Raw genomic sequence first — 24,650 nt, 5'->3', positions numbered from 1 at the left:
TTTTGATGAAAATAAAAAATATTTAAATATTTAAGTATTTTACTTTTCTAAAAGCAATAAAAGGACTATAATAATAGTGAAAACGCTTGCAATACAAAATAGTTTGTATATATTTGTTAGCGTTTTCTATTGCATTCCAAATTTAACGGTGTATACTAGGCAATGAAGGTTTACTAAACAAGTGAAATTACAGGGGGTTTACTTACTATGGTAGCCGAAAAGGGAACTCAAACGAAAACACAACAACAAGGGGAACAACATTTTGAATTGTTAAATTCAACACAAATTGTAATTAATGAAGCATTAGAAAAATTGGGTTATCCAAACGAAGTATATGAATTATTGAAAGAACCAATTCGTATGATGACAGTGAAAATTCCAGTTCGTATGGATGACGGGACTGTTAAAATATTTACAGGATATCGTGCACAACATAATGATGCTGTTGGTCCAACGAAAGGTGGAATTCGCTTCCATCCAAACGTAACAGAAAATGAAGTGAAAGCACTTTCTATTTGGATGAGTTTAAAATGTGGTATTGTTGATTTACCATATGGTGGAGGTAAAGGTGGAATCATTTGTGACCCACGTGAGATGTCTTTCCGTGAATTAGAAAGATTAAGCCGCGGTTATGTACGAGCAATTAGCCAAATTGTTGGTCCGACAAAAGATATTCCGGCTCCAGATGTATTTACAAACTCACAAATTATGGCATGGATGATGGATGAGTATAGCCGTATCGATGAATTTAATTCACCAGGATTTATTACAGGTAAACCACTTGTATTAGGTGGATCACACGGACGTGAAACAGCGACTGCAAAAGGTGTAACAATTTGTATTCGTGAAGCTGCGAAAAAACGTGACATTGATATTAAAGGTGCACGCGTTGTTGTTCAAGGATTTGGTAATGCGGGTAGCTTCTTAGCTAAATTTATGCATGATGCAGGCGCGAAAGTAATTGCAATTTCAGATGCTTACGGTGCACTACATGATCCGAATGGATTAGATATTGACTACTTACTAGATCGTCGCGATAGCTTCGGTACTGTAACAAAACTATTTAATAATACAATTTCAAATACAGAACTGTTAGAACTTGATTGCGACATTTTAGTTCCTGCTGCAATTGAGAACCAAATTACAGGAGAAAATGCTGATAAGATTAAAGCGAAAATTGTGGTTGAAGCTGCAAATGGTCCAACTACATTAGAAGCAACAAAAATCTTAACAGATCGTGGTATCTTACTTGTTCCAGACGTATTAGCAAGTGCTGGTGGCGTTACGGTATCTTACTTTGAGTGGGTACAAAATAACCAAGGTTACTACTGGACTGAGGAAGAAGTAGAACAACGTTTAGAAAAAGTAATGGTAAAATCATTCGATTCAATTTATGAAACATCACAAGTTCGTAAAGTGAACATGCGCTTAGCTGCATACATGATTGGTGTTCGTAAAATGGCTGAGGCTAGTCGCTTCAGAGGTTGGGTATAATATATAATGTTTTGAGAAAACGTGATTTCCTTTCGAGGGAATCGCGTTTTTTTGTTGAAGTATTAAATGAGGTGTTGTATATGGGGAATGAAATAATGGAACGAGTAGACCAATTAGAAGAAAAGGTTAAGGTGTTAGAGGGTGAACTTGCAAGAGCTAAGAGAGCCCGAAAAACAAGTGTCGTTAGGGTGTTCGGCGAAGGATTATTGTTTTTAATATTTGGTGCAGTTGTAGTTGGACCAATTATCGCGTTTATATTCACAATTATTACTTGGTTTGGTGAAAAATAGAATAAAAAATAAAAAAGAACGCTTGTTCTGCACGAACAAACGTGCTATACTTTCCTTAGATAAGCAAAACGGAAATGATTTTAAGGAGAGATAAATGATGAAAATGACAGTAGACCAAAGATTTATGATGCCAGCAGATGTTGTAGAACGAGTGGAAGTATTACGAAACAAACAAAGCAAGCGTGGCACATTATTACAATCGGTAAATAAATTTTTCGGTTTAGATACGAAAGAAGATTGTATTTGGTTTTACGGTTTTTATGGAGTGGCTGTAAGTATTGTATTATTTATGGTATTCACATCAAATATTTTCGATGTTCTCTTCGCATAAGAAATATGCCATAAGGACACTGCCACCGAATACATATATAAGGAAGTAAGGTAATTTTTTAGAGCGGGAGTTGGTAGTAATGGCGATGTTCCCTATAGAGCGTAACTATATTGGGTATGGAAATTCACGACCAGGAATTCCTCTTTCAAAAGTAAGATTTATTGTAAGTCATGACACGGGGAACCCTGGTAGCAATGCGATAGGAAATCGGGATTACTTTAATGAAATACAACCGAAAGCTTCAGCGCATACATTTATTGATGATAAAACAATATTAGAAATTGTCCCTATAAATGAAGTTGCGTACCATGTTCGATACAATGTGCCAACGGATAATGAGTTATTCGGTTATGATGCGAATAAGGCTGCAATTGGGGTTGAACTCTGCTATGGTGGCGACGTAAACTTTTGGGAGGCGTATACTCGTTTTACGTGGTATCACGCTTATTTATGTCAAAATTTCGGTTTAAATCCTAAAAAGGCTATTGTGTCACACAAAACGTTGGATCCTACTCGGAAAATCGATCCTGAGAATGTATTAGGGCAACAAGGAATTAAATTTCAGCAGTTTTTAGCAGATGTCTATCGGATGTATGTTTCGTTTAGATGACAAATATATGAAAAATGAATACAATAAAGATAGATGCCTACTGCTGTAAGTAGGTTTTTTCTTGTTTATATAAATAGAGCAGAGGTAGAAGACTAGGAGTGAACTAAGTATGCAAAAAGAAACAGTTATTATTATCGGAGGCGGTCCATGCGGATTAGCAGCGGCGATTTCGTTGCAAAAAGTGGGGTTAAATCCGTTAGTAATCGAAAAAGGAAACATTGTAAATGCAATTTATAATTATCCAACTCATCAAACATTTTTCTCCTCTAGTGAAAAATTAGAAATTGGTGAAGTTGCTTTTATTACAGAAAATCGTAAGCCATTTCGTAATCAGGCGCTTGCGTATTATCGTGAAGTAGTAAAGCGTAAATCTATACGTGTAAATGCATTTGAACGAGTGGAACAAGTTCAAAAAGATGGTGATGTTTTTAAAGTTGAAACGACGAAGCGTGACGGAAACAAAGAAATATATGTTGCGAAATACATTGTTGTCGCAACTGGATATTATGATAATCCGAATTATATGAATGTACCTGGTGAGAAACTTGAGAAAGTAGCTCATTATTTCAAAGAAGGACACCCTTATTTTGATCGAGATGTCGTTGTAATAGGTGGTAAAAATTCAAGTATAGATGCAGCGTTAGAGCTTGTTAAATCGGGTGCACGTGTAACAGTTCTATACCGTGGTGGGGAATACTCGCCAAGTATTAAGCCGTGGATTTTGCCGGAATTTGAGGCGTTAGTACGAAATGGGACAATTCAAATGCATTTCCATGCGCATGTAAAAGAAATTACTGAGCATACGTTGACGTATACAGTAGATGGTGAGGCAAATACAATTCAAAACGATTTTGTATTTGCTATGACGGGTTACCATCCAGACCACAGCTTCTTAACAAAAATGGGAGTTCGGATTGATGAAGAAACAGGGCGCCCGATTTATATAGAGGGTAGTATGGAAACAAACGCTGAAAATATTTTTATTGCAGGTGTAATTGCTGCGGGGAATAACGCAAATGAAATATTTATCGAGAACGGTAGATTCCATGGAGATGCGATTGCGCAAACCATTGCATCAAGAGAAGAATAAAAAGAAGCTGTCGAAATCTTCGACAGCTTTTTTTTTAATCGTGCATAAACATATGTTGGATTGTTTCGTGAGAGTTTGTGTTTTCTAGTGCGACTAGTAATTTAATTCGCGCCTTTTGAGCGTTTAAACCGTAGGTGAAAACAATGCCCATATCTTTTAATTGTTTTCCGCCACCTTCATAAGAGTATACGTCTTGAACGATACCGTTAAAGCAGCGTGAAACTAATACAATTGGAATGCCTTTTTCTATTAATCGCCCTAGACTAGGAAGTGTTCTTGGAGGTAAATTACCTTGTCCAAGTGCTTCAATAACAATTCCGTCTACTGGTAGTGTTTCGATTGCTGATAATAATGTATCATCCATACCTGCGTATGCTTTTAGAACGACAACGTTTTTAGAAATCTGTCGTACTGTGCATGTTTCGTGATGCACTAAAGCATGATGGAAAACAACACCACGTTTTGTTACCATGCCAATTGGTCCGTACTGTGGACTTTGGAAGGTCGCGACATTACTTGTGTGCGTTTTTGTTACATTTGTAGCACAATGTATTTCGTCATTTAATACGACTAGAACGCCTTTTTCAGCAGCTTCATTACTACTAGCAACTTTTACAGCTGATAAGAAATTATATAGACCATCGGCACCTAATTCATTACTAGAACGCATTGCCCCTGTCACAACGATTGGGATAGTTGCTTGAACTGTTAAATCAAGAAAATAAGCTGTCTCTTCTAATGTATCGGTACCATGCGTGATGACTACGCCGTGAATATCGTCTTGTTTTACTCTTTCGTCAATGATGACTTGCAATTGTAGCATTTCGCTAGGAGTCATGTGAGGAGATGGAAGATGGAACACATCTTCGACAATTAAATCAACATCGCCTTCTAAATCAGGAATAAATTTTAAAAGAGGATTCTTTTTACCTGGTTGTACGACCCCAGTTTCTTTATCTTCCTCCATTGCAATTGTTCCACCTGTGTGTAAAACTAGGATTCTTTTCAATGCTTATACCCCTTTCAAGTTGAAAAATACATTTAGAACATAACATGTTTTGAGTAAATTCGACAATGAAAATGTATAAAAGTATGCTTAGAAAATGACAATAAAATAAATTACTTTAAGTGTGCTCCGGTAAGTGGTTATTAGGTTAGGTTTTGTTTATCGAAATTTATGAGAGTAGATGTGTAAGTGTAGAGAGGGAAGGAGTGAGTTTTTTTGAAAAAAGTGGAGAAAATTATAATTCGTATATTACTGATTCAATTTATTTTTCTTTCTGTCGTCCAACTGCTTTTTATACATAAATCTTCAGTGAAATATTTATCGAAAATTGTTTATTACGAAGGTGTCGTCACGAAAAATAAGGCGGAAATCTTACAGGTGAATAAGTAGTTTTCATTTTCTTCTATGATGGATTATGCTACAATTATTGAGGATTTAATGACGTGAGGCAAATGAGAAGAAGCAGGGGGAGAATACCTGCTTTTCGTTTTGTTTTATAAGTGAAAAATGAGGTGTTACAATGGATAAACGAATTTCGATTGCTATAGATGGTCCAGCGGCTGCTGGGAAAAGTACAGTTGCAAAAGTTGTTGCAAAAAAACTTTCATATGTTTACATTGATACAGGCGCAATGTACCGTACTATTACATATGCAGCCCTTGAACAAAAAGTGGATATTGAAAATGAAGAAAAGTTAATGGAAGTCGTAAAAAATGTAAATATTGAATTTCAGCAAGGGGAAAATACACAACTTGTATTTTTAAATGGACAAGATGTTTCTGAGGTGATTCGTACGCCAGATGTGACGAATCGCGTATCTATTGTAGCAAAGCATCGTCTTGTTCGTGAAGAAATGGTACGTCGTCAACAAGGATTAGCTAAAAAAGGCGGCGTAGTAATGGATGGCCGTGATATTGGTACACATGTACTACCAGATGCTGAAGTGAAAATCTTTATGCTTGCTTCTGTAGAAGAAAGAGCGGAAAGAAGACATTTAGAAAATATGAATAAAGGTTTCGATTCTAATTTAGAGCAGTTAAAAGAAGAAATTGCTAGGCGTGATAAATTAGATTCAGAACGCGAAGTTTCTCCTTTGAAAAAAGCTGATGATGCATTGGAATTAGATACAACTTCTTTATCAATTGAAGAAGTTGTCCAAAAAATTATGGGTATTGTTTCAGGAGTATTTGCGAAATAAAGAAAGAGGACTATCCTCTTTCTTTTTTTTTTTTTTTTTGAAATGTAAAGGATAAGTTAATTATAAGCCTCTTTTCTTGACAAATGGGCTAATTTGTAAGAAGTTAGTTACAGAGGGGAAAAACTGTCAGAATATATTCGCTATTATATTTCAAATCATACTTTCTTCAAGATGATTTTGCTGTATACTATTTATATAGATTTAATATAGTTTCTTGTGAACTGTATTGAAACAGAATATGTGATGATAAATTCTTAAACATGCAAATGAAAACATTTGTTTTCATTTCGTATATACATAAAAATGCTTTGTCAATTCTGTAGGGAGGTATTTCCATGGTAGAGAAAATGAATGAAGAAGTTATGAATTCAAAAGAATTACAAGTTGGTGACGTTGTTACAGGTTCTGTAACGAAAGTTGAAGAGAAACAAGTTCTTGTAAATGTTGGATACAAAACAGATGGCGTAATTCCGATTAGTGAATTAGCTAACGTTCATATTGAAAAAGCAAGCGATGTTGTAGAATTAGATCAAACACTTGAATTGAAAATTATTAAATTAGAAGATGATGATCTTGTTTTATCTAAGAGAGCTGTTGACGCAGAAAAAGCGTGGGTAGAATTACAAGAAAAATTTGATTCTGGTCATGTATTTGATGTTACGGTAAAAGATATCGTGAATGGTGGGTTAGTTGTGGACCTTGGTGTTCGTGGTTTTATCCCAGCTTCACTTGTAGAGGTACATTATGTAGAAGACTTTGCTGACTATAAAGGAAAAACATTAGCGGTGAAAATTGTTGAATTAGACCGTGAAAAAAATCGTGTTATTCTTTCACATAAAGCGGTAGTAGAACTAGAACTAGATTCTAAGAAAAAAGAAGCAATCTCTTCGTTAAAAGAAGGGGATATTGTTGAAGGAACAGTACAACGATTAACGGATTTTGGTGCTTTCGTTAACGTTGGTGGTGTGGACGGTTTAGTTCACATTTCACAAATTTCACACGAACGTGTAGAGCAACCTTCTGAGGTATTAGCGCAAGGTCAAAAGGTAAAGGTAAAAGTGTTATCTGTTGATGCTGATACGCAACGTATTTCTTTATCAATTAAAGCAGCTCAGCCGGGACCTTGGGAAAATGTTGCTGGCGAAATAAAGGCTGGAGATATTCGTGAGGGAGTAGTAAAACGCCTTGTTACATTCGGTGCATTTGTTGAAATTTTACCTGGTGTTGAAGGGCTTGTGCATGTATCTCAAATTGCAAATCGTCACGTGAAAAATCCAAGTGAAGTATTGGAAATGGGACAAGAAGTAAAAGTGAAAGTACTTGAAGTCCATGTAGCAGAAAAACGTATTTCTTTAAGCATAAAAGAAACGCTTGAAGAAAATAATGTAACAGAAGATTATAGCCAATATGAGCCAAATGCTGATTCTGCTACTTTCCAGTTAAGTGATATTATTGGTGAACAACTGAAAAAATTAAAGAAATAAAGAGGGGTACAAGTGGTAAGGGCAAAACGTAAATTAGATCATATTGAATATGCTCTTTCTACTGGTCAGTCTCGTACGCATGGCTTTCATGATATTGATTTTGTGCATCAAAGCTTGCCAAATTCAAGTYATGACACTATAACATGTGAAACAAAAATCGGCGAACTTTCACTAAGTTCGCCGATTTTTATCAATGCGATGACTGGTGGTGGAGGAGAGCAAACATTACATATTAATGAGCAATTAGCATATGTAGCGAAACATCATAACCTTGCTATGGCTGTAGGTTCGCAAATGGCAGCTTTAAAAGATGAAAGTGAAGCGGCTTCGTATAAAGTTGTTAGGAAAGTAAATCCGAATGGGATTTTTTTCGCAAACTTAGGAAGTGAGGCAACTGTCGAACAGGCAGAGCGTGCCGTTGATATGATCGAAGCGAATGCACTGCAAATTCATTTAAATGTCATACAGGAGTTAACGATGCCAGAAGGAGACCGTGATTTTACTGGTGTACTTCAGCGGATTGAGAAAATAGTTTTAAAAAGTAAAGTACCTGTCATCGTAAAAGAAGTCGGTTTTGGAATGAGTAAGGAAACAGTACAACAGTTAGCGAATATAGGTATAACAGCAATTGATATTGGCGGACAAGGTGGTACGAATTTTGCTGCTGTTGAAAATGAAAGAAGACAGCGAATGCTTTCTTATTTTAATAACTGGGGCATACAAACAGCTACCTCGATTATTGAAGCAACCTCTACAAATAATAACCTCTCTTTTATTGCATCTGGGGGTATACAAACAGCACTTGACGTGGCGAAGGCAATCGCATTAGGGGCGAATACAACTGCGTTTGCTGGATACTTTTTACGTATTTTAATGCAAGATGGTGTTGAGAATTTAGTGGATGAAATTGATCTTTTACATACAGATTTAAAATTTATTATGACAGCTCTTGGCGTGAAGACGATAGAAGAGTTACAATCTGTACCTCTTGTTGTAAAAGGTGAAACGTACCATTGGTTAGCGCAGCGAGGGATTGACACTGCATATTATAGTAGGCGATAAAAAATCAACCATCCGGTTGATTTTTTTGCGTTTTATTTTCGTAAAATGAAGAGGGAGGGCGAGAAATTATCATTCTATATAATTCTATAAATGGAAAAAAGAGAGAATTCATATTATGATAAAATTATATATGAATATTGTGCAGAAAAGCTAAAATTGAAAAAAGGGTTATAAAAATGAAGAAATGTAGAAAATGTGCTGCTGAATTATTGGAGGAATCTTACTTTTGCCATGTTTGTGGAGAAAAACATGGTAAAAGTAAGAAAGTATTCCTCTCTATATAGCTGGTTAGCGATAAAACAAGATAAGAGATTGCTATTTAAGAGTCAAAAGAAACAAGAAAAAATTTACGATAATTTAGGGGATGAGGGTGTTAATAAAAAAGGAGATAATGTATTTTCAAATAGTAAAAATACAATAGGACGCATTACATATAATAGTGAAGATGTTAACATCCATGCACGAAATATAAGAGAAGATACAGCGGTTTCTGGATATAATAAAAAGGTTGAAATTTCATTAACTTCAAATGTAAAAGAAGGAGATTCTAGTTCAACAACAGCACAATTAGCAATTAAAACGGCGAATATTGCAATCGCAGTCGGGAATAAATTGTATAGGAATCCAACGGTGAATGCAGGAAGTGGAATAGAAGCACTAATTTGGCCAAGACAATTAGGAGAAGACAAAAATCCATCGGAAGATTCGTATGCAATTTATTATTTTAATATATCAAATGAAGTGAGTTTAAGTAATGCTGAAGTAGTATTACTTTCTGATCAAGGAAATACCATTGTGAGTAGGGAAATTAAAGGAGAAAAAGAAGATATTGTAGGTGTGAAAAAAGAGGTTGAGCGAAAGTTAAATGAGATAGGAGAGACGGATTATGTACGTGTAGAGGTAAAGAGTAAAGATCCTTCTCTACATACGTATTATGTTATTACATATTCTAAAAAACCAGCAGGTGTAGTTACGATTGATGCCTCGTTGAGTGATAGGGTTTATAATGCGAAAACAAAAGAATTATATTACGAGTAGAAATAAATAAAATAATTGTGTAAAAAGATGGTTTCGTACAATATCGAAACCGTCTTTTTGTATTGCCTATTTGAGGGCAGCTCGATTGGTGTGGGCTAATAATCAGTGGGGATGGATACCCCCACTGAAGTTTCACTTTATTTAATGCTGATTTTGCTTTCGAGCTTGCTCCGGTGTATCAAGACTTGTTGCACCGGGATATTGAAGCGATTGGTCGCGATCAGATTCAACGCGGCGTGATTCTCTTAGCTTTCGTTCTTGGCGATCTTTACCCATTGTGAGTTACACCTCCTTATTAAAAGTTTTGCTGTTATGAGAAAAACTATGCACAAAGAAAAGGAGGATTAACTTTCATAAAAAGTTCCCATAATGGAAATCATAGGAGGTGAAATGATGGATGGGAGTACTTTTTATTTTGTTGCTTGGATAGGGTGGATTGTCGTGACCTTTTTTATGAAAAAGGAATCTATTCGTTGGAAGATAAGTGCTTGTATATTAATTTTTATTATTTGTTCTCCGTTAAATGTGACGATTGCTTCTTTCACGATATCGGTAAATGCCCTTTTGCTTTGTATTATTTCTTTTGTAGGTATCGCGTTATATTCTATTTGGAAAAAATTATATACCTTACTTTCGGCACTTATTATTGCAATGTTATATACAAGCTTTCATTTGTTAGAAGTATATGATCCAATTTGGATTGTGGTTGATAGGTTGTTGCTGTTAAGTGGTGCACTTGTGTATGCATCGGTTTTATTGCACGGGGATCGCATATTACGATTATGCTCCTTGTATATAGGGATGTTACAAGGAGAATTATTGGTGACGCTTATTTTTCGTAAATTACATTTTCCTTATGAATACGGCAGTTTAGCTTTTTTAGATGTTGCTGCTGTTTCCACTTTATTTATGGCGATTTTACTTTGGATTACAAAGGCATCGGTATATATGGAACAATTTAAGAGGAAAACACGTAAAAGAAAGGCGAGGGTAATACATGACTGAATATACACCAGCTATTTTATGTGGCGTAATTGCAGGTACAATAACTAGGTTGTTAATGCTTCGTACCGATACGAGGCAATATCCGACGAGGCTTCACGGGAAAATTATTCATATCGCGATGGGATTAATTGCGGCTGCCTTAGGAGCAATTGCGATTCCGTCTGTTTTGAAAAAAGATTTCTCTGCAATTACATTTCTTACGTTAGCAGCGACGCAATTTCGTGATGTGCGCAATATGGAAAGAAATACACTTCAACAATTAGATGGATATGAGCTCGTACCACGTGGTAATACATACATTGAAGGAATTGCATTAGTATTTGAAAGTCGTAACTACTTGGCGATGTTAACGTCGTTTGTAACAACGTTTGCGTATATAGGATTCGATTCATGGATTGCCGGGGTAATTACTGGTATAGTAAGTTTTTTCATTGCGAAAAAATTAATGTCAGGTAAAAGACTTCATGACCTTGTAGAAATAGAGCACGTTTCACTTCGTTTTGAAGGAGCGGGACTTTATATTGATAATATTTACATTATGAATATTGGATTGCCAGCAAGGCAAGAAGAAATTATGAAATATGGAATGGGATTTATTTTAAAACCGAAATCGATAGATGCGATGGTTACAATCTCAAACTTAGGACAACGGCAAGCTATTTTACATGATGTTTCGGTTGCTTTAGGAATATATAGAGATTCTGGAACGCCGGCACTTGTACCGTTAGCGAAGCGTGATTTAGAGGATGGGAGAGTTGGGATTTTTGTTCTGCCGCAAGATCAAGATGCAGAAAAAGCGATAGGGGTAATCGGAAATGTACCAACATTAGAGAGTGCTGTTCATATGTCATCAGAAGCTCCGAAAGGAAGGGGAGATAAGAGATGATGTTAGAAAGTGTTATTCTCGCAGTCATTACAACAACGCCAGAGAAATTTGCAGGTGGTGCTCCTTTATTTATTTGCGAGTCGACAGAGGAACTGGAATTTGTTGCAAATAATTTAGAGGCTATTTTAGATGGTATTGCACATCGCTTACAAGATAATGTATATATTATTGTGAAACATTAGTAACGTGTGGTATAATGTGAGGTGTTTTGATACGTTGAGAAATATTCTGGAATGCAAATCCCTTCTTGCACAAAGAAGGGTTTTTTACATAATAAACAGAAGCAAGTTGAAAGGATGAAAGTATATGCCGAAACCAGTAATAGCAATAGTAGGCCGCCCGAACGTGGGGAAATCTACTATTTTCAATAGAATTGTTGGAGAAAGAGTTTCAATCGTAGAAGATATACCAGGTATAACGCGAGACCGTATTTATAGTGCGGGAGAATGGTTAAATCATGAGTTTAACATCATTGATACAGGTGGAATTGATATTGGAGACGAGCCGTTCTTGACACAAATTCGTCAACAGGCGGAAGTAGCGATTGATGAAGCAGATGTTATCATTTTTATGACGAATGGTCGCGATGGTGTAACTGCAGCAGATGAAGAAGTTGCTAAAATTTTATACCGTTCTAAAAAACCAATTGTACTTGCAGTAAATAAGGTTGATAATCCGGACATGCGTAGTGATATTTATGATTTTTATGCATTAGGATTTGGCGAGCCATTCCCGATTTCAGGTACACACGGTTTAGGACTTGGTGATTTGTTAGATGAAGCTGCAAATCATTTTCCAAAGATTGAAGAAGAAGCGTATGACGATGAAACAATCCGTTTCTCTTTAATTGGACGTCCAAACGTAGGGAAATCATCACTTGTAAATGCACTTCTTGGCCAAGAACGTGTAATTGTAAGTAATATAGCGGGAACGACACGTGATGCTGTTGATACACCATATAGTAAAGATGATCAAGATTATGTAATCATCGATACAGCTGGTATGCGTAAAAAAGGGAAAGTATACGAAAGTACAGAAAAATATAGTGTACTTCGTGCACTTAGAGCGATTGAACGTTCTGACGTTGTTTTAGTCGTTTTAGACGGAGAAGAAGGAATTATTGAACAGGATAAAAAAATCGCTGGATATGCTCATGATTCAGGACGTGCTGTTATTATCGTCGTAAACAAATGGGATGCAGTGAAAAAAGATGAAAAAACAATGAAAGCATTTGAAGAAAACATTCGCGCTCATTTCCAATTTTTAGAGTATGCGCCGATTGTATTCTTATCTGCGAAAACGAAAAAACGTACACAAACATTATTACCAGTTATTAATGAAGTAAATGAAAGCCATAGCATCCGCGTACAAACGAATGTATTAAATGATGTAATTATGGATGCGGTAGCGATGAATCCAACGCCGACTCATAATGGTAGCCGTCTGAAAATATTCTATGCGACACAGGTTGCGGTAAAACCACCAACATTTGTTATATTTGTAAACGATACAGAATTAATGCACTTTTCATATGAGCGCTTCTTAAAGAACCGTTTACGTGAAGCGTTCGGTTTTGTAGGAACGCCGATTCACATTATCGCTAGAGCAAGAGACTAATGGAGAGGATGTGATTTTATGACAAAAATCACAGTAATAGGAGCAGGTAGCTGGGGAACAGCGTTAGCGATGGTATTAGCTGACAATGGGCATGATGTACGTATTTGGGGAAACCGTCCTGAACTCATGAATGAAATTAATACGAAGCGTGAGAACAGTAGATATCTTCCGGGGATTACATTGCCAAGCACAATCGTAGCCTACTCTTCTTTAGAAGAAGCATTAGTAGATGTAAATACAGTACTGCTAGTAGTACCGACGAAAGCGTACAGAGACGTATTGCAAGAGATGAAAGAAATTGTTACAGAGCCAATTACTTGGATTCATGCAAGTAAAGGAATCGAACCAGGTACGTCAAAACGTATTTCGGAAGTGATTGAGGAAGAAATTCCAGAGAGCTTGATTAAGGATGTTGTTGTACTATCTGGGCCGAGTCACGCTGAAGAAGTTGGATTGCGTCAAGCGACAACTGTTACGTCTGCAGCAAAGCGTATGGAAGCGGCTGAGGGAGTACAAGATTTGTTTATGAATAGCTATTTCCGTGTATATACAAACCCAGATATCGTTGGAGTTGAACTTGGTGGTGCTTTAAAAAATATTATTGCACTAGCTGCGGGGATATCTGACGGGCTTGGATTAGGTGATAATGCGAAAGCGGCATTAATGACACGTGGTTTAACAGAGATTGCTCGTTTAGGAAGAAAAATGGGCGGAAATCCGTTAACGTTTGCTGGTCTAACTGGTATGGGAGACTTAATTGTAACTTGTACAAGTGTGCATAGCCGAAATTGGCGCGCTGGAAATATGCTTGGAAAAGGGCACTCTTTAGAAGAAGTGCTAGAAAGTATGGGTATGGTTGTAGAAGGTGTAAGAACAACGAAAGCTGCTCATGAATTGGCAGAGAAAATGGAAGTTGAAATGCCGATTACAGCTGCTTTATATGACGTGCTGTTCAATGGGAATAATGTGAAAGATGCAGTAGGCTCATTGATGGGACGTGTTCGAAAACATGAAGTTGAAGCGATACCTGATTTGTTATAAAGAAAGCGGTAGAAGTACATTTCGTACTTCTACCGTTTTTTATTTTTTATGGGTCTTTTCACCAATTTTTCATCTCTGCATAGGATGAAGAGTAACTTGAGGAGAGGGTGAAAAGAATGGATAACAACATTTTTAATAACATTGAAAAAGAAGCGAAAGTGAACAAAGAAGATATTTTTAAATTAGCGTCGTCTGTTCAAAATGCGAACTTACGTGATGAGACAGTGCTTCGCCAATTGATTCATCAAGTTGCTCTAATGGCAGGACGCGAAGTGCCGAAAGAGCAAGAGGATCAAATTGTAAAAGCGATTATTAACAATAATATGCCGGCGGATTTTGGTTCGTTAAGTAAAATGTTTAAAAAATAAATTATGAGAAACAAAGAGTTTAGAGAATGCATATGATAGTTATGAAAGAATGGGAATAGAGCTGTTAAGGGCATATTTGGTCAACCGAAGCGCATCATTTCGTGCTTCGGTTTTATTATTTTAAATAAAAATCATCAATTCACGGAAAAATGATGATTTTTATTTGTTTAAAGATTTTAATTTGTTAAAATAGTATAAAAATAGTTTGAAAGTAAAGGGGTGTATATATGTCGGAAGGGCTTATGAAAATGTGGTTTGCTTTAGGGGCAATTGGATTTATGTTTCTTGCAGTAAGTTTTATTTTATTGAGTAGGCATAAAATGAAGAATAAATTTTTGAAAGGGATTACAGCTTTAGTAGCGTACACCCTCATGATTGTATCGGGAATTGTTATTTTCCTTGTTGTATTTAGTGGCCCTATTGAGCAATAAAGGATGTGTAGTCGGTAAATGTTACAAAAGCAACAGTCCATACTAGCATGAAAAGGTGATTGTCAGTGAAAAAAATCCATATTATTTTAATATTTTGTTGCATGAGCATTTTAACAGGGTGTATGTATCCAAGAGAAAATATGAAACAAAGTGCTATTCCTTATGAAGACCAGTTGCAAGTTGTACAAAAAGCCATTAATACATATAAGGAGCAAACGGATGGTTTATTACCAATTAAGACGCGTGATATGAGTACGCCGATTTATCAGAAGTATCCAATTGATTTTCAAAAAATTGCTCCAAGGTACATACAAGAGGCACCAGGGAATGCGTATGAAAGTGGTGGAGTATATCAATATGTATTAATAGATGTTGAAAAAAATCCGACAGTAAAGTTAATTGATGTGAGAATGGCGGAACAAATTCAAGAAGTGGCATTGAAGCTAAGAATGTATCGTGATGAACATCAATATCCACCTTTTAAAAAAGTGATCACAGATGGTGTTTATGAATTAGACTTCAAAAAACTAGGATATAAAGATGTACCACAAGTGACAAGTCCGTACTCAGGAAAAGGTCTCCCTCTTGTAATTAATGAAAAAGGAGAATTGTTTGTTGATTATAGAATCGACTTATATGAAGCGTTGAAAAAAAATGAAGGACAATTTAAAGAAGGTGAAGATATCAGGAGTATACTATCGAAGGATTCCCCGTTTGTTCCTGCATACTCTTTGCCGTATACAGTAAAAAATGGAGAACCAATTTTTTTAAAATCATAAGTCATGAACCTTTCTTTTAGTGAATAAGTTCTAGAAGAAAGGTTTTTTATGTTATACAACTTGCGATGCAAACAAAAGGTATTTTTAAATAGTCATATGAAATTGGACAAAATTATATGATATATTGTCCGAACTTCTAGAATACCATTATATTATATCAGATATTATAGGCAACATTAGAGAAGGTATTAGTTGACTATAAACGTGGAATTATTCCCAAAAATATTGAGGGAGGGAATCACTTGGAAAAGGTAGATATTTTTAAAGATATTGCGGAACGCACAGGCGGTGATATTTATTTTGGAGTTGTAGGAGCTGTTCGAACAGGGAAATCAACATTTATTAAAAAGTTTATGGAACTTGTTGTTATTCCCAATATCGAAAATGAGTCAGACCGTCAAAGAGCGCAGGATGAACTGCCTCAAAGTGCTGCTGGTCGTACAATAATGACGACGGAACCGAAGTTTGTTCCAAACCAAGCGGTTTCTATCGAAGTAGATGAAGGTCTTGAAGTGAATATTCGATTAGTAGATTGTGTTGGATATACGGTTCCGGGAGCAAAAGGCTATGAAGATGAGAATGGTCCGCGCATGATTAATACTCCTTGGTATGAAGAGCCTATTCCATTCCATGAAGCTGCAGAAATCGGAACACGTAAAGTAATTCAAGAGCATTCAACAATTGGTGTCGTTATTACAACAGATGGAACAATTGGTGAAATTCCAAGAAGAGATTATATAGAGGCAGAAGAACGCGTTGTAAATGAGTTAAAAGAAGTAGGAAAGCCTTTCATTATGATTATCAATACTGTACAGCCATACCATCCAGATACGGAGCAGTTACGTCAAAGTTTATCAGAAGAATATGATATCCCAGTAATTGCGATGAGTGTAGAGAGTTTAAGAGAAACAGATGTGTATAACGTACTGCGAGAAGCATTATTCGAGTTCCCGGTTTTAGAAGTGAATGTAAACCTTCCGAGCTGGGTAATGGTGCTAAATGAAGGGCATTGGTTACGCCAAAGTTATCAGGAAGCGGTTCAAGAGACTGTAAAGGATATAAAACGTCTTCGTGATGTGGACCGTGTCGTTTGGCAGTTTAGTCAATATGAATTTATTGATCGAGCAAGTCTAGCTGGCATCGATATGGGGCAAGGTGTGGCAGAGATTGATTTATATGCGCCAGATGAATTGTATGATCAAATTTTAAAAGAAGTAGTAGGAGTAGAGATTCGAGGGAAAGATCATTTATTAAAGCTTATGCTCGATTTATCTCATGCGAAAACAGAGTATGACCAAGTGGCGGATGCCCTGCGGATGGTAAAACAAACCGGATATGGAGTAGCAGCGCCTGCATTAGCTGATATGAGCTTAGATGAACCGGAAATTATTCGTCACGGCTCAAGGTTCGGTGTTAAATTAAAAGCGGTTGCGCCGTCTATTCATATGATTAAAGTGGATGTAGAATCAACATTTGAACCAATTATCGGTACTGAAAAACAAAGTGAAGAACTAGTTCGTTACTTGATGCAAGATTTTGAAGATGACCCGCTATCAATTTGGAATTCTGATATATTTGGGCGCTCTCTTAGCTCTATTGTTAGAGAAGGAATTCAAGCGAAGTTATCTCTAATGCCAGAAAACGCTCGTTATAAATTAAAAGAAACGCTAGAAAGAATTATTAACGAAGGATCTGGCGGATTAATTGCGATTATATTATAAGAAAAAAATCCCTCTAATTGCAGAGGGATTTTTTTCTTTTTCAGTACGTAATAGAAAAATAAACAGTCATTATCTAATATTTTGTTGCAAATTGTCAAGTTTCATCAGAATTTCACATTTTTAGAGTAACAATTTCCTTAAAAATATTGAATTATAAAGGAGAATCGTATAATATAGGCGTTGATAATGATTTATCTACATCTTTGTAGTATAGAATTTGTAAAAATTGCCTACAAATGAAAGTAAGACTCATTTTATGATCATTATACAGTCTTATCTTTGGGAGGAGGTGAATGGCATGAACAAGACAGATTTAATCAATGCTGTTGCAGAAGCAAGTTCCCTTTCTAAAAAGGACGCAACAAAAGCAGTGGACGCTGTTTTTGATTCTATCTTAGAAGCTTTAAAACAAGGTGATAAAGTACAACTAATCGGATTCGGTAACTTCGAAGTTCGTGAGCGTGCGGCTCGTAAAGGTCGTAACCCACAAACAGGTGAGGAGATTGAAATCGCTGCAAGTAAAGTACCTGCATTCAAACCTGGTAAAGCGTTAAAAGATGCGGTTAAATAATCCTTACATATTAACAGGGAAGAAGAGTTTCCTTTTTGGAAACTCTTCTTTTTGCTTTTAAAAACATAAATATGCTAGAATGTGTTCGTATCACTTTTAGGTTTTTCGGGAGGGCTAGCGGATGGCAAAAGTTAATTTAGAACAAATTGAACATGCAGTACGTCTTATTTTAGAGGCAATCGGAGATGACCCAAATCGCGAGGGAGTACTTGATACACCGAAACGTGTTGCGAAAATGTACGCAGAAGTATTCTCAGGAATGCATGAGGATCCGAAAGAGCATTTACACAAAGTATTCGGAGAAGACCACGAAGAGCTTGTGCTAGTAAAAGATATACCATTCTATTCGATGTGTGAGCATCATCTTGTTCCGTTTTATGGAGTTGCTCACGTTGCATATATTCCGCAAGGTGGAAAAGTAACAGGACTAAGTAAATTAGCTCGTACTGTAGACACGATTGCGCGTCGTCCACAACTACAGGAACGAATTACATCAACAGTAGCTAACTCTATTATGGAAGTACTAGAGCCGCATGGTGTAATGGTAATAGTAGAAGCAGAGCATATGTGTATGACGATGCGTGGTGTGAAAAAGCCTGGTGCGAAAACAGTAACGACTGCGGTGCGCGGCGTGTTAGAAAATGATGCAGCAGCACGTAGTGAAATTTTATCGTTTATTAAGACGAATTAAAGAAGAGCGGGAAACTGCTTTTCTTTTTTTTATATACAAAAAAATGATATAGTTTTAATGTTAAAGAGCAAGAATATAAAGGTTGAAAATTACTTCTGCCTTTTGTGTAAATGAATGTTTGTAGTTGTTAGAGACGAAGATAACTTGTATGAATAAAAGTTGAGGCTTTATTCGGTGGCAGTTTGGCAGAAGTAGCCAAGTTTTGATTATAGAAAATAGAATGTATGTGTTATAATAAATTTTATGAATTAGAAAACAAGGGTGATTTTTTGTGTGTGACATCTACGGAGGGTATGCGGGTATTAAAGAGAAATTGATGGAGAAATTACGCCATCCTTATTTTATAAACTATATTGAAGAACCATTTATTGATGAAGAAAAAATAGCGCTGTTATACGGTGCATTAAAAAGTGCAAATATACATAAAGAACAAATTGATCATTATGTCGTAACGATTATGCTTGTACAAATTGCTCTTGATACACATGAAAAAGTATCAAATAAAGCAAACGAAGAGACGAGTGGATTCCATAAGCGTCGTCAATTGACAGTTCTTGCAGGGGATTATTATAGTGGTCTATACTATTACTTATTGTCAATGAATTGTGATATTATCTTAATTCGTGCACTTGCTGAAGGAATTAAGGAGATTAATGAACATAAAATTATGCTATATCAAAAAGCACATGTGGCGATTCAAGACATAATGGAAAGTGTAGTAATAATTGAATCTGCGCTTTTGCAAAAAACATGTGATCATTTTCAGTTATCTAATTGGAAACCATATATAACTTATGTGTTAGGAAAAAATCGTCTTCAAAAAGAGTGTCAATTGTATGCTGATAAACAAAATTCACCTGTTTTTCAAGCAGTCCAAAAAATCTCATTGGATGATGATAAAAATCTGGAAACAGTAATTAATGAATGGCTTATGGAAATGAGAAAGCAGGAAGAAAATTTTTTAGAGAATCATACAGAAGTTAATGAGATAATTTCTATGTTAAGAGATAAATCAAGGAAATAAGCAACTTTACATTGGAAGAAGGTACGAGCATGCAACAATCAAAAGAAGAAAGAGTACATGACGTATTTGAGAAAATTTCTGATAAATACGATGTGATGAATTCTGTAATTAGTTTTCAAAGGCATAAGGCATGGCGCAAAGAAACGATGCGAATTATGGATGTGAAACCCGGGAGTAAGGCACTTGATGTATGCTGCGGGACGGCAGATTGGACAATTGCACTAGCGGGAGCTGTAGGTGAAGATGGGAAGGTTTACGGTTTAGACTTTAGCGAAAATATGCTAGCTGTCGGTAAACAAAAGGTAGAAGCTTTAGAATTAAAGCAAGTAGAACTTATGCATGGAAATGCAATGGAACTTCCTTATGAAGATAATACGTTTGATTATGTAACGATTGGTTTTGGGTTACGTAACGTTCCGGATTACATGCAAGTATTAAAAGAAATGACGCGTGTAGTAAAGCCTGGTGGAAAAGTAATTTGCCTGGAAACATCCCAACCAACGATGATAGGTTTTCGTCAAGGATATGTCTTATACTTTAAATATATCATGCCGTTATTTGGAAAGATGTTTGCGAAAAGTTATAAAGAATATTCATGGCTTCAGGAATCTGCTAGTACATTCCCAGGGATGAAAGAGTTAGCACGTATGTTTGAAGAAGCTGGGCTTAAGAATGTGCAAGTGAAACCATTTACTTTTGGTGTAGCAGCTATGCATTTAGGTATTAAACCAGAATCAAAATAGAAAATAGAAAAAAGACGTTTTAGGTTAAGGTGAACAATATGAAGTTACAACTTATGTACTCTTTTTTACGATCGGATATTAATGTTATAGAAAAAGAATTGAAGAAGACAGTTGCTTCTGAGCAGCCGTTAGTAGAAGAAGCGGCATTACAGCTTATTGAAGCAGGTGGGAAGCGGATTCGCCCTGTTTTTGTTTTGCTTGCAGGGAAATTTGGGGATTATAAGTTAGATGCAATTAAGCATGTTGCGGTTGCATTAGAACTAATTCATATGGCTTCGCTTGTTCACGATGATGTCATTGATGCTGCGTTTTTACGACGCGGTAGCGCAACAGTGAATGCGAAATGGGGAGATCGTATTGCAATGTATACAGGAGACTACTTGTTTGCGAAGTCTCTTGAATGTATAACAAATATAGAAATTCCAGATGCACATCAAGCGTTGTCTCATACAATTTTAGAAGTTTGTAAAGGTGAAATCGAACAAATTAAAGATAAGTATAACTATGATCAAAATTTAAGAACGTATTTAAGAAGGATAAAACGAAAAACAGCATTGTTAATCGCCGCAAGTTGTCAGTTGGGAGCGATTGCTGCTGGTGCTAATCGTGATACTGTAAATCGTCTATTTTGGTACGGATATTTTGTTGGTATGTCTTATCAAATTATTGATGATATTTTAGATTTCGTATCGACAGAAGAGAAGCTTGGAAAGCCTGCTGGTGGTGATTTATTACAAGGTAACATTACATTACCTGTTTTGTATGCCATGGAAGATCCAGTTCTTCGTCAAAAAATTACATCTGTACATGAAAATACAACAGCAAGTGAAATGAAAGAAATTATTGATGATATTAAAGCGAGCGAAGCTATTGATAAAGCATTTTCGTTTAGTGAACGTTATTTACATAAAGCATTAGAAATAATAAAACCACTCCCTCGTGGACAGGCGAAGTATGCGTTGCAAAATGTCGCAAAGTATATTGGAAAACGAAAATTTTAGTGTTTTTTCTAAAAAATAAAATAATCTCTCTATTTCAAAACTATTGCGCAATTGTGATAAGGGTGTTAATATGTGTGTGGGGATATACAATTACATACATAATTCAGAAGTGGAGAGATTTTTTATGGAAAAAACATTTCTAATGGTAAAACCAGACGGTGTACAACGTGCCTTCATTGGGGAAATTGTAGCTCGTTTTGAGAAAAAGGGCTTTCAATTAGTTGGTGCAAAATTAATGCAAGTTACTCCGGAAATTGCTGAACAACACTACGGTGAGCATAAAGAAAGACCTTTCTTTGGTGAATTAGTAGACTTTATTACATCTGGTCCTGTATTCGCAATGGTATGGCAAGGTGAAGGTGTAGTAGATACAGCACGCAATATGATGGGTAAAACACGACCACATGAAGCTGCTCCTGGAACAATTCGTGGAGATTTCGGTGTAACTGTTGCGAAAAACATTATCCACGGTTCGGATTCTTTAGAAAGTGCAGAACGCGAGATTGCTATTTTCTTTAAGGAAGAAGAATTAGTAGACTACTCAAAATTAATGAATCAATGGATTTACTAATTATTTTGAAATAATTTGTAAACGCTTTAATAACTGTGATAATAGTAAAAAGTGCGAGAAGAATAGGGGTATTCTTCTTGCACTTTTTTTATTTCGATCAGTTACGAAGTTAGGACTGTTATGATATATTGGTATGTAAAGTAAAAGGTCTACTATTATGAAAATAATCGAGCAATTACAAGTAGGGAAAGCAAACATTCGATTTACTATATAATTTCTTTGTATTTTAAAGAGTGATGGAAGATAATATAGCTGCTTTATGTAGCGGGATAAATACATATGCGAAAAGAGGAATAACGTATGCGATATATTACAGCTGGTGAATCCCACGGTCCGCAACTTACGACAATTTTAGAAGGTGTTCCGGCAGGGTTATCTTTAGTAGCGAATGATATAAATGAAGAATTAGCTAGAAGACAAAAAGGATATGGACGCGGTAGACGCATGCAAATTGAGAAAGACCAAGTGCAAATTGTAAGTGGTGTTAGGCATGGGAAGACGATGGGGTCCCCGATTGCACTTGTTGTTGAAAATCGTGATTTTACACATTGGACAAAGGTTATGGGTGCAGAGCCGTTAACTGAGCAGGAAGAGAAAGAAATGAAAAGACAAGTTACGAAACCTAGACCTGGACACGCTGATTTAAATGGTGCGATTAAATATGGTCATAGAGATATGAGGAATGTATTAGAGCGTTCTTCAGCACGTGAAACGACAGTTCGTGTTGCAGCTGGTGCAGTTGCAAAAAAAATATTGGCGGAATTAGGTATACAAGTAGCGGGACATGTTATCGAGATTGGTGGTGTACAGGCAGCAAATATTAAATATAACTCTATTGTGGAATTACAAAGTACTACAGAAGCATCTCCTGTACGTTGTTTAGATGAAGAGGCCGGTAAAAAGATGATGCAAGCAATTGATGATGCGAAGGCAAATGGTGATTCTATCGGTGGTATTGTTGAAGTAGTTGTAGAAGGAATGCCAATTGGGGTAGGTAGCTATGTACATTATGATAGAAAATTAGATGCAAAATTAGCAGCGGCAATTATGAGTATTAACGCTTTTAAAGGTGTTGAAATTGGAATTGGTTTTGAAGCAGCACATAGACCTGGAAGTGAAGTGCATGATGAAATTCTTTGGGATGAAGTGCAAGGGTACAGAAGAAAAACGAACAATGCAGGTGGATTAGAAGGTGGCATGACAACTGGTATGCCGGTTGTTGTGCGCGGTGTTATGAAACCGATACCGACATTATATAAACCGCTTCAAAGTGTTGATATTGATACGAAAGAACCTTTTACAGCGAGTATTGAACGTTCAGATAGTTGTGCAGTGCCAGCAGCTAGCGTTGTGGCTGAAGCTGTTGTGGCTTGGGAGCTCGCAACAGCTTTAATTGAACAATTTGGATTAGATCGTATCGATCTTATACGTGAAAATATTGAGAAACATAATGAATATGCGAGGGGATTTTAATGGAGAACATACATATTCAAACGAAATCAAAAGAATATGATGTACATGTTGGAAGGGAGGCGTTGTCACACTTAACAACGCTTATTCAAAAAATGAATCCTGCAGTATCTAACATAATGATCATTTCTGATGAAGCTGTTGCATCACTGCATTTACAGACAGTTGTTGATGCATTGCAAGTAGAGCAAAAAGTATTTTCGTTTGTTGTACCGAGTGGCGAAAAAGAGAAGTCTTTTGAAAATTTCTATGAGGCTCACACTTCGGCTCTTGAAAATAAATTAGATAGAAATTCTTTAATCATCGCACTTGGAGGCGGAATGATTGGAGATTTGGCTGGATTTGTTGCTGCGTCGTTTATGCGTGGTATTCGCTTTGTCCAAGTTCCAACGACTTTATTAGCTCACGATAGCGCAGTAGGCGGGAAAGTAGCAATTAACCATCCACTAGGAAAAAATATGATTGGAGCATTTCATCAGCCAGAAGCTGTTGTATATCATACGCCATTTTTACATTCACTTCCTGAAAAAGAGTGGCGATCAGGTTATGCAGAAGTGATAAAGCATGCTCTTATTGGTGATGTAGAGCTATATCATTGGTTAAAAGAAGAAGTGCAAACGTTAACGGATCTTCGTGATGAAAAGTTAATCCATATATTAACGAAGGCGATTCCTGTGAAAGCGAATATTGTGTCGCAAGACGAAACAGAAAAAGGTGTACGTGCCCATTTGAATTTTGGGCATACGTTAGGACATGCTCTTGAAAAAGAGTTAGGATATGGGAATATTACTCACGGTGATGGAGTAGCGGTTGGCATGCTATTTGCTATGTTTTTAAGTGAGCAAGTGTACAAAGTTGATCTTTCTTATGAAGAAATGAAGCAGTGGTTCTTGAAATACGGTTATCCAAAAATGCCAAGTGACTTGAATGTAGAACGTCTCGTTCAGTTGATGAAACAAGATAAAAAAGCAAATGCTGGAACAATTCATATGGTGCTTATGCAGGAATATGGGGGAGTGAATGTCGTATCTATTTCAGATGAGACTGTTCATATTGCGTTAGAAGCATTTCAAAAGGATATGGTGTAAAAAAGTCGTAGAACAGGTATGAAATGCATATTTAAAGGTA

At 36.3% G+C, this 24,650-nt stretch carries 29 protein-coding genes; 27 read left to right on the top strand and 2 right to left on the bottom strand.

Annotated features, from left to right (window positions below; genetic code table 11):
• Nucleotides 1-207: 207 nt before the first annotated feature.
• The 5 genes from gudB to AC1DKZ_RS05780 all read left to right on the top strand — a co-directional run bounded on the left by gudB (nucleotide 208) and on the right by AC1DKZ_RS05780 (nucleotide 3,815).
• A complete protein-coding gene (gene gudB / locus AC1DKZ_RS05800) occupies nucleotides 208-1,494 on the top strand; it encodes an NAD-specific glutamate dehydrogenase (RefSeq protein WP_113937042.1) in 1,287 nt (428 codons plus the stop codon).
• Between the two features lie 80 nt (nucleotides 1,495-1,574).
• A complete protein-coding gene (locus AC1DKZ_RS05795) occupies nucleotides 1,575-1,784 on the top strand; it encodes a hypothetical protein (RefSeq protein ID WP_002126403.1) in 210 nt (69 codons plus the stop codon).
• Nucleotides 1,785-1,878: 94 nt separating this feature from the next.
• Complete coding sequence (locus AC1DKZ_RS05790) at nucleotides 1,879-2,115, top strand: DUF3961 domain-containing protein (protein WP_002011789.1); 237 nt, start codon at nucleotides 1,879-1,881, stop codon at nucleotides 2,113-2,115.
• A gap of 79 nt (nucleotides 2,116-2,194) precedes the next feature.
• Nucleotides 2,195-2,725, top strand: coding sequence for a peptidoglycan recognition protein family protein (locus tag AC1DKZ_RS05785; RefSeq protein WP_002011791.1), 531 nt, complete (start codon nucleotides 2,195-2,197; stop codon nucleotides 2,723-2,725).
• A gap of 109 nt (nucleotides 2,726-2,834) precedes the next feature.
• Complete coding sequence (locus AC1DKZ_RS05780; RefSeq protein WP_002030753.1) at nucleotides 2,835-3,815, top strand: YpdA family putative bacillithiol disulfide reductase; 981 nt, start codon at nucleotides 2,835-2,837, stop codon at nucleotides 3,813-3,815.
• A 34-nt stretch (nucleotides 3,816-3,849) separates the two neighbouring features.
• Here AC1DKZ_RS05780 and ansA read toward each other — a convergent pair whose 3' ends face one another.
• Complete coding sequence (gene ansA, locus AC1DKZ_RS05775; RefSeq protein WP_002030754.1) at nucleotides 3,850-4,824, bottom strand: asparaginase; 975 nt, start codon at nucleotides 4,822-4,824, stop codon at nucleotides 3,850-3,852.
• A gap of 213 nt (nucleotides 4,825-5,037) precedes the next feature.
• Here ansA and AC1DKZ_RS05770 point away from each other — a divergent pair, with 213 nt between their 5' ends.
• From AC1DKZ_RS05770 to AC1DKZ_RS05750, 5 genes are all read left to right on the top strand, one after another.
• On the top strand, nucleotides 5,038-5,211 hold the full coding sequence (locus AC1DKZ_RS05770) for a DUF5359 family protein (protein ID WP_002135263.1): 174 nt from the start codon (nucleotides 5,038-5,040) through the stop codon (nucleotides 5,209-5,211).
• Nucleotides 5,212-5,341: 130 nt separating this feature from the next.
• Complete coding sequence (gene cmk / locus AC1DKZ_RS05765; protein WP_002086629.1) at nucleotides 5,342-6,019, top strand: (d)CMP kinase; 678 nt, start codon at nucleotides 5,342-5,344, stop codon at nucleotides 6,017-6,019.
• A gap of 335 nt (nucleotides 6,020-6,354) precedes the next feature.
• Entirely contained in the window at nucleotides 6,355-7,503 is a 1,149-nt protein-coding gene (gene rpsA, locus AC1DKZ_RS05760; RefSeq protein ID WP_476995783.1) for a 30S ribosomal protein S1, read from the top strand.
• Nucleotides 7,504-7,515: 12 nt separating this feature from the next.
• Nucleotides 7,516-8,565, top strand: coding sequence for a type 2 isopentenyl-diphosphate Delta-isomerase (gene fni / locus AC1DKZ_RS05755; protein WP_476995782.1), 1,050 nt, complete (start codon nucleotides 7,516-7,518; stop codon nucleotides 8,563-8,565).
• Nucleotides 8,566-8,814: 249 nt separating this feature from the next.
• The gene (locus tag AC1DKZ_RS05750) at nucleotides 8,815-9,603 is read left to right on the top strand and encodes a hypothetical protein (protein WP_476995781.1); all 789 of its coding nucleotides are present in this window, start codon (nucleotides 8,815-8,817) and stop codon (nucleotides 9,601-9,603) included.
• A gap of 141 nt (nucleotides 9,604-9,744) precedes the next feature.
• Here the strand turns inward: AC1DKZ_RS05750 and AC1DKZ_RS05745 are convergent, their stop codons facing one another.
• A complete protein-coding gene (locus tag AC1DKZ_RS05745) occupies nucleotides 9,745-9,879 on the bottom strand; it encodes a YpzI family protein (protein ID WP_000513901.1) in 135 nt (44 codons plus the stop codon).
• A gap of 117 nt (nucleotides 9,880-9,996) precedes the next feature.
• Between AC1DKZ_RS05745 and AC1DKZ_RS05740 the strand changes: the two genes are divergently transcribed.
• The 17 genes from AC1DKZ_RS05740 to aroB all read left to right on the top strand — a co-directional run bounded on the left by AC1DKZ_RS05740 (nucleotide 9,997) and on the right by aroB (nucleotide 24,610).
• The gene (locus AC1DKZ_RS05740) at nucleotides 9,997-10,608 is read left to right on the top strand and encodes a YphA family membrane protein (protein WP_002086626.1); all 612 of its coding nucleotides are present in this window, start codon (nucleotides 9,997-9,999) and stop codon (nucleotides 10,606-10,608) included.
• Entirely contained in the window at nucleotides 10,601-11,494 is an 894-nt protein-coding gene (locus AC1DKZ_RS05735) for a YIEGIA family protein (protein WP_476995780.1), read from the top strand. The genes AC1DKZ_RS05740 and AC1DKZ_RS05735 overlap by 8 nt, the downstream gene beginning before the upstream one ends.
• A complete protein-coding gene (locus tag AC1DKZ_RS05730) occupies nucleotides 11,491-11,676 on the top strand; it encodes a capping complex subunit for YIEGIA (protein ID WP_002086624.1) in 186 nt (61 codons plus the stop codon). The genes AC1DKZ_RS05735 and AC1DKZ_RS05730 overlap by 4 nt, the downstream gene beginning before the upstream one ends.
• A gap of 124 nt (nucleotides 11,677-11,800) precedes the next feature.
• Complete coding sequence (gene der / locus AC1DKZ_RS05725; RefSeq protein ID WP_002011811.1) at nucleotides 11,801-13,111, top strand: ribosome biogenesis GTPase Der; 1,311 nt, start codon at nucleotides 11,801-11,803, stop codon at nucleotides 13,109-13,111.
• Nucleotides 13,112-13,129: 18 nt separating this feature from the next.
• Nucleotides 13,130-14,152, top strand: a complete 1,023-nt coding sequence (locus AC1DKZ_RS05720; protein ID WP_002011813.1) for an NAD(P)H-dependent glycerol-3-phosphate dehydrogenase — start codon at nucleotides 13,130-13,132, stop codon at nucleotides 14,150-14,152.
• 116 nt (nucleotides 14,153-14,268) lie between these two features.
• Nucleotides 14,269-14,520 carry a stage VI sporulation protein F gene (locus tag AC1DKZ_RS05715; RefSeq protein ID WP_000369753.1) on the top strand — a complete coding sequence of 84 codons (252 nt, stop codon included), beginning with the start codon at nucleotides 14,269-14,271 and terminating at the stop codon, nucleotides 14,518-14,520.
• Between the two features lie 227 nt (nucleotides 14,521-14,747).
• Nucleotides 14,748-14,951 carry a DUF2768 domain-containing protein gene (locus tag AC1DKZ_RS05710; RefSeq protein ID WP_002011815.1) on the top strand — a complete coding sequence of 68 codons (204 nt, stop codon included), beginning with the start codon at nucleotides 14,748-14,750 and terminating at the stop codon, nucleotides 14,949-14,951.
• 65 nt (nucleotides 14,952-15,016) lie between these two features.
• Nucleotides 15,017-15,730, top strand: a complete 714-nt coding sequence (locus tag AC1DKZ_RS05705) for a hypothetical protein (protein ID WP_002126422.1) — start codon at nucleotides 15,017-15,019, stop codon at nucleotides 15,728-15,730.
• Between the two features lie 242 nt (nucleotides 15,731-15,972).
• Nucleotides 15,973-17,451: a stage IV sporulation protein A gene (spoIVA, locus tag AC1DKZ_RS05700; RefSeq protein ID WP_000416521.1), complete on the top strand. Its 1,479-nt coding sequence runs from the start codon at nucleotides 15,973-15,975 to the stop codon at nucleotides 17,449-17,451.
• 298 nt (nucleotides 17,452-17,749) lie between these two features.
• Nucleotides 17,750-18,022 carry an HU family DNA-binding protein gene (locus tag AC1DKZ_RS05695; RefSeq protein ID WP_001043860.1) on the top strand — a complete coding sequence of 91 codons (273 nt, stop codon included), beginning with the start codon at nucleotides 17,750-17,752 and terminating at the stop codon, nucleotides 18,020-18,022.
• Between the two features lie 121 nt (nucleotides 18,023-18,143).
• Nucleotides 18,144-18,713 carry a GTP cyclohydrolase I FolE gene (gene folE, locus AC1DKZ_RS05690; protein WP_113937052.1) on the top strand — a complete coding sequence of 190 codons (570 nt, stop codon included), beginning with the start codon at nucleotides 18,144-18,146 and terminating at the stop codon, nucleotides 18,711-18,713.
• Nucleotides 18,714-18,984: 271 nt separating this feature from the next.
• On the top strand, nucleotides 18,985-19,737 hold the full coding sequence (locus AC1DKZ_RS05685) for a heptaprenyl diphosphate synthase component 1 (RefSeq protein WP_215587527.1): 753 nt from the start codon (nucleotides 18,985-18,987) through the stop codon (nucleotides 19,735-19,737).
• Between the two features lie 29 nt (nucleotides 19,738-19,766).
• The gene (gene menG / locus AC1DKZ_RS05680; protein WP_002086620.1) at nucleotides 19,767-20,480 is read left to right on the top strand and encodes a 2-heptaprenyl-1,4-naphthoquinone methyltransferase; all 714 of its coding nucleotides are present in this window, start codon (nucleotides 19,767-19,769) and stop codon (nucleotides 20,478-20,480) included.
• A 38-nt stretch (nucleotides 20,481-20,518) separates the two neighbouring features.
• Entirely contained in the window at nucleotides 20,519-21,481 is a 963-nt protein-coding gene (gene hepT, locus AC1DKZ_RS05675) for a heptaprenyl diphosphate synthase component II (protein WP_002011823.1), read from the top strand.
• A 124-nt stretch (nucleotides 21,482-21,605) separates the two neighbouring features.
• Nucleotides 21,606-22,052: a nucleoside-diphosphate kinase gene (gene ndk, locus AC1DKZ_RS05670; protein ID WP_000415879.1), complete on the top strand. Its 447-nt coding sequence runs from the start codon at nucleotides 21,606-21,608 to the stop codon at nucleotides 22,050-22,052.
• 300 nt (nucleotides 22,053-22,352) lie between these two features.
• Entirely contained in the window at nucleotides 22,353-23,525 is a 1,173-nt protein-coding gene (gene aroC / locus AC1DKZ_RS05665) for a chorismate synthase (RefSeq protein ID WP_002030766.1), read from the top strand.
• The gene (gene aroB, locus AC1DKZ_RS05660) at nucleotides 23,525-24,610 is read left to right on the top strand and encodes a 3-dehydroquinate synthase (protein WP_002011826.1); all 1,086 of its coding nucleotides are present in this window, start codon (nucleotides 23,525-23,527) and stop codon (nucleotides 24,608-24,610) included. Before aroC ends, aroB begins: the two co-directional genes overlap by 1 nt.
• Nucleotides 24,611-24,650: the final 40 nt, after the last annotated feature.

The sequence above is a fragment of the Bacillus sp. 05T21 genome (assembly GCF_056396785.1).
Note: the sequence above shows the minus strand (reverse complement) of the source record. Positions and strands in the feature narration are given on the sequence as shown.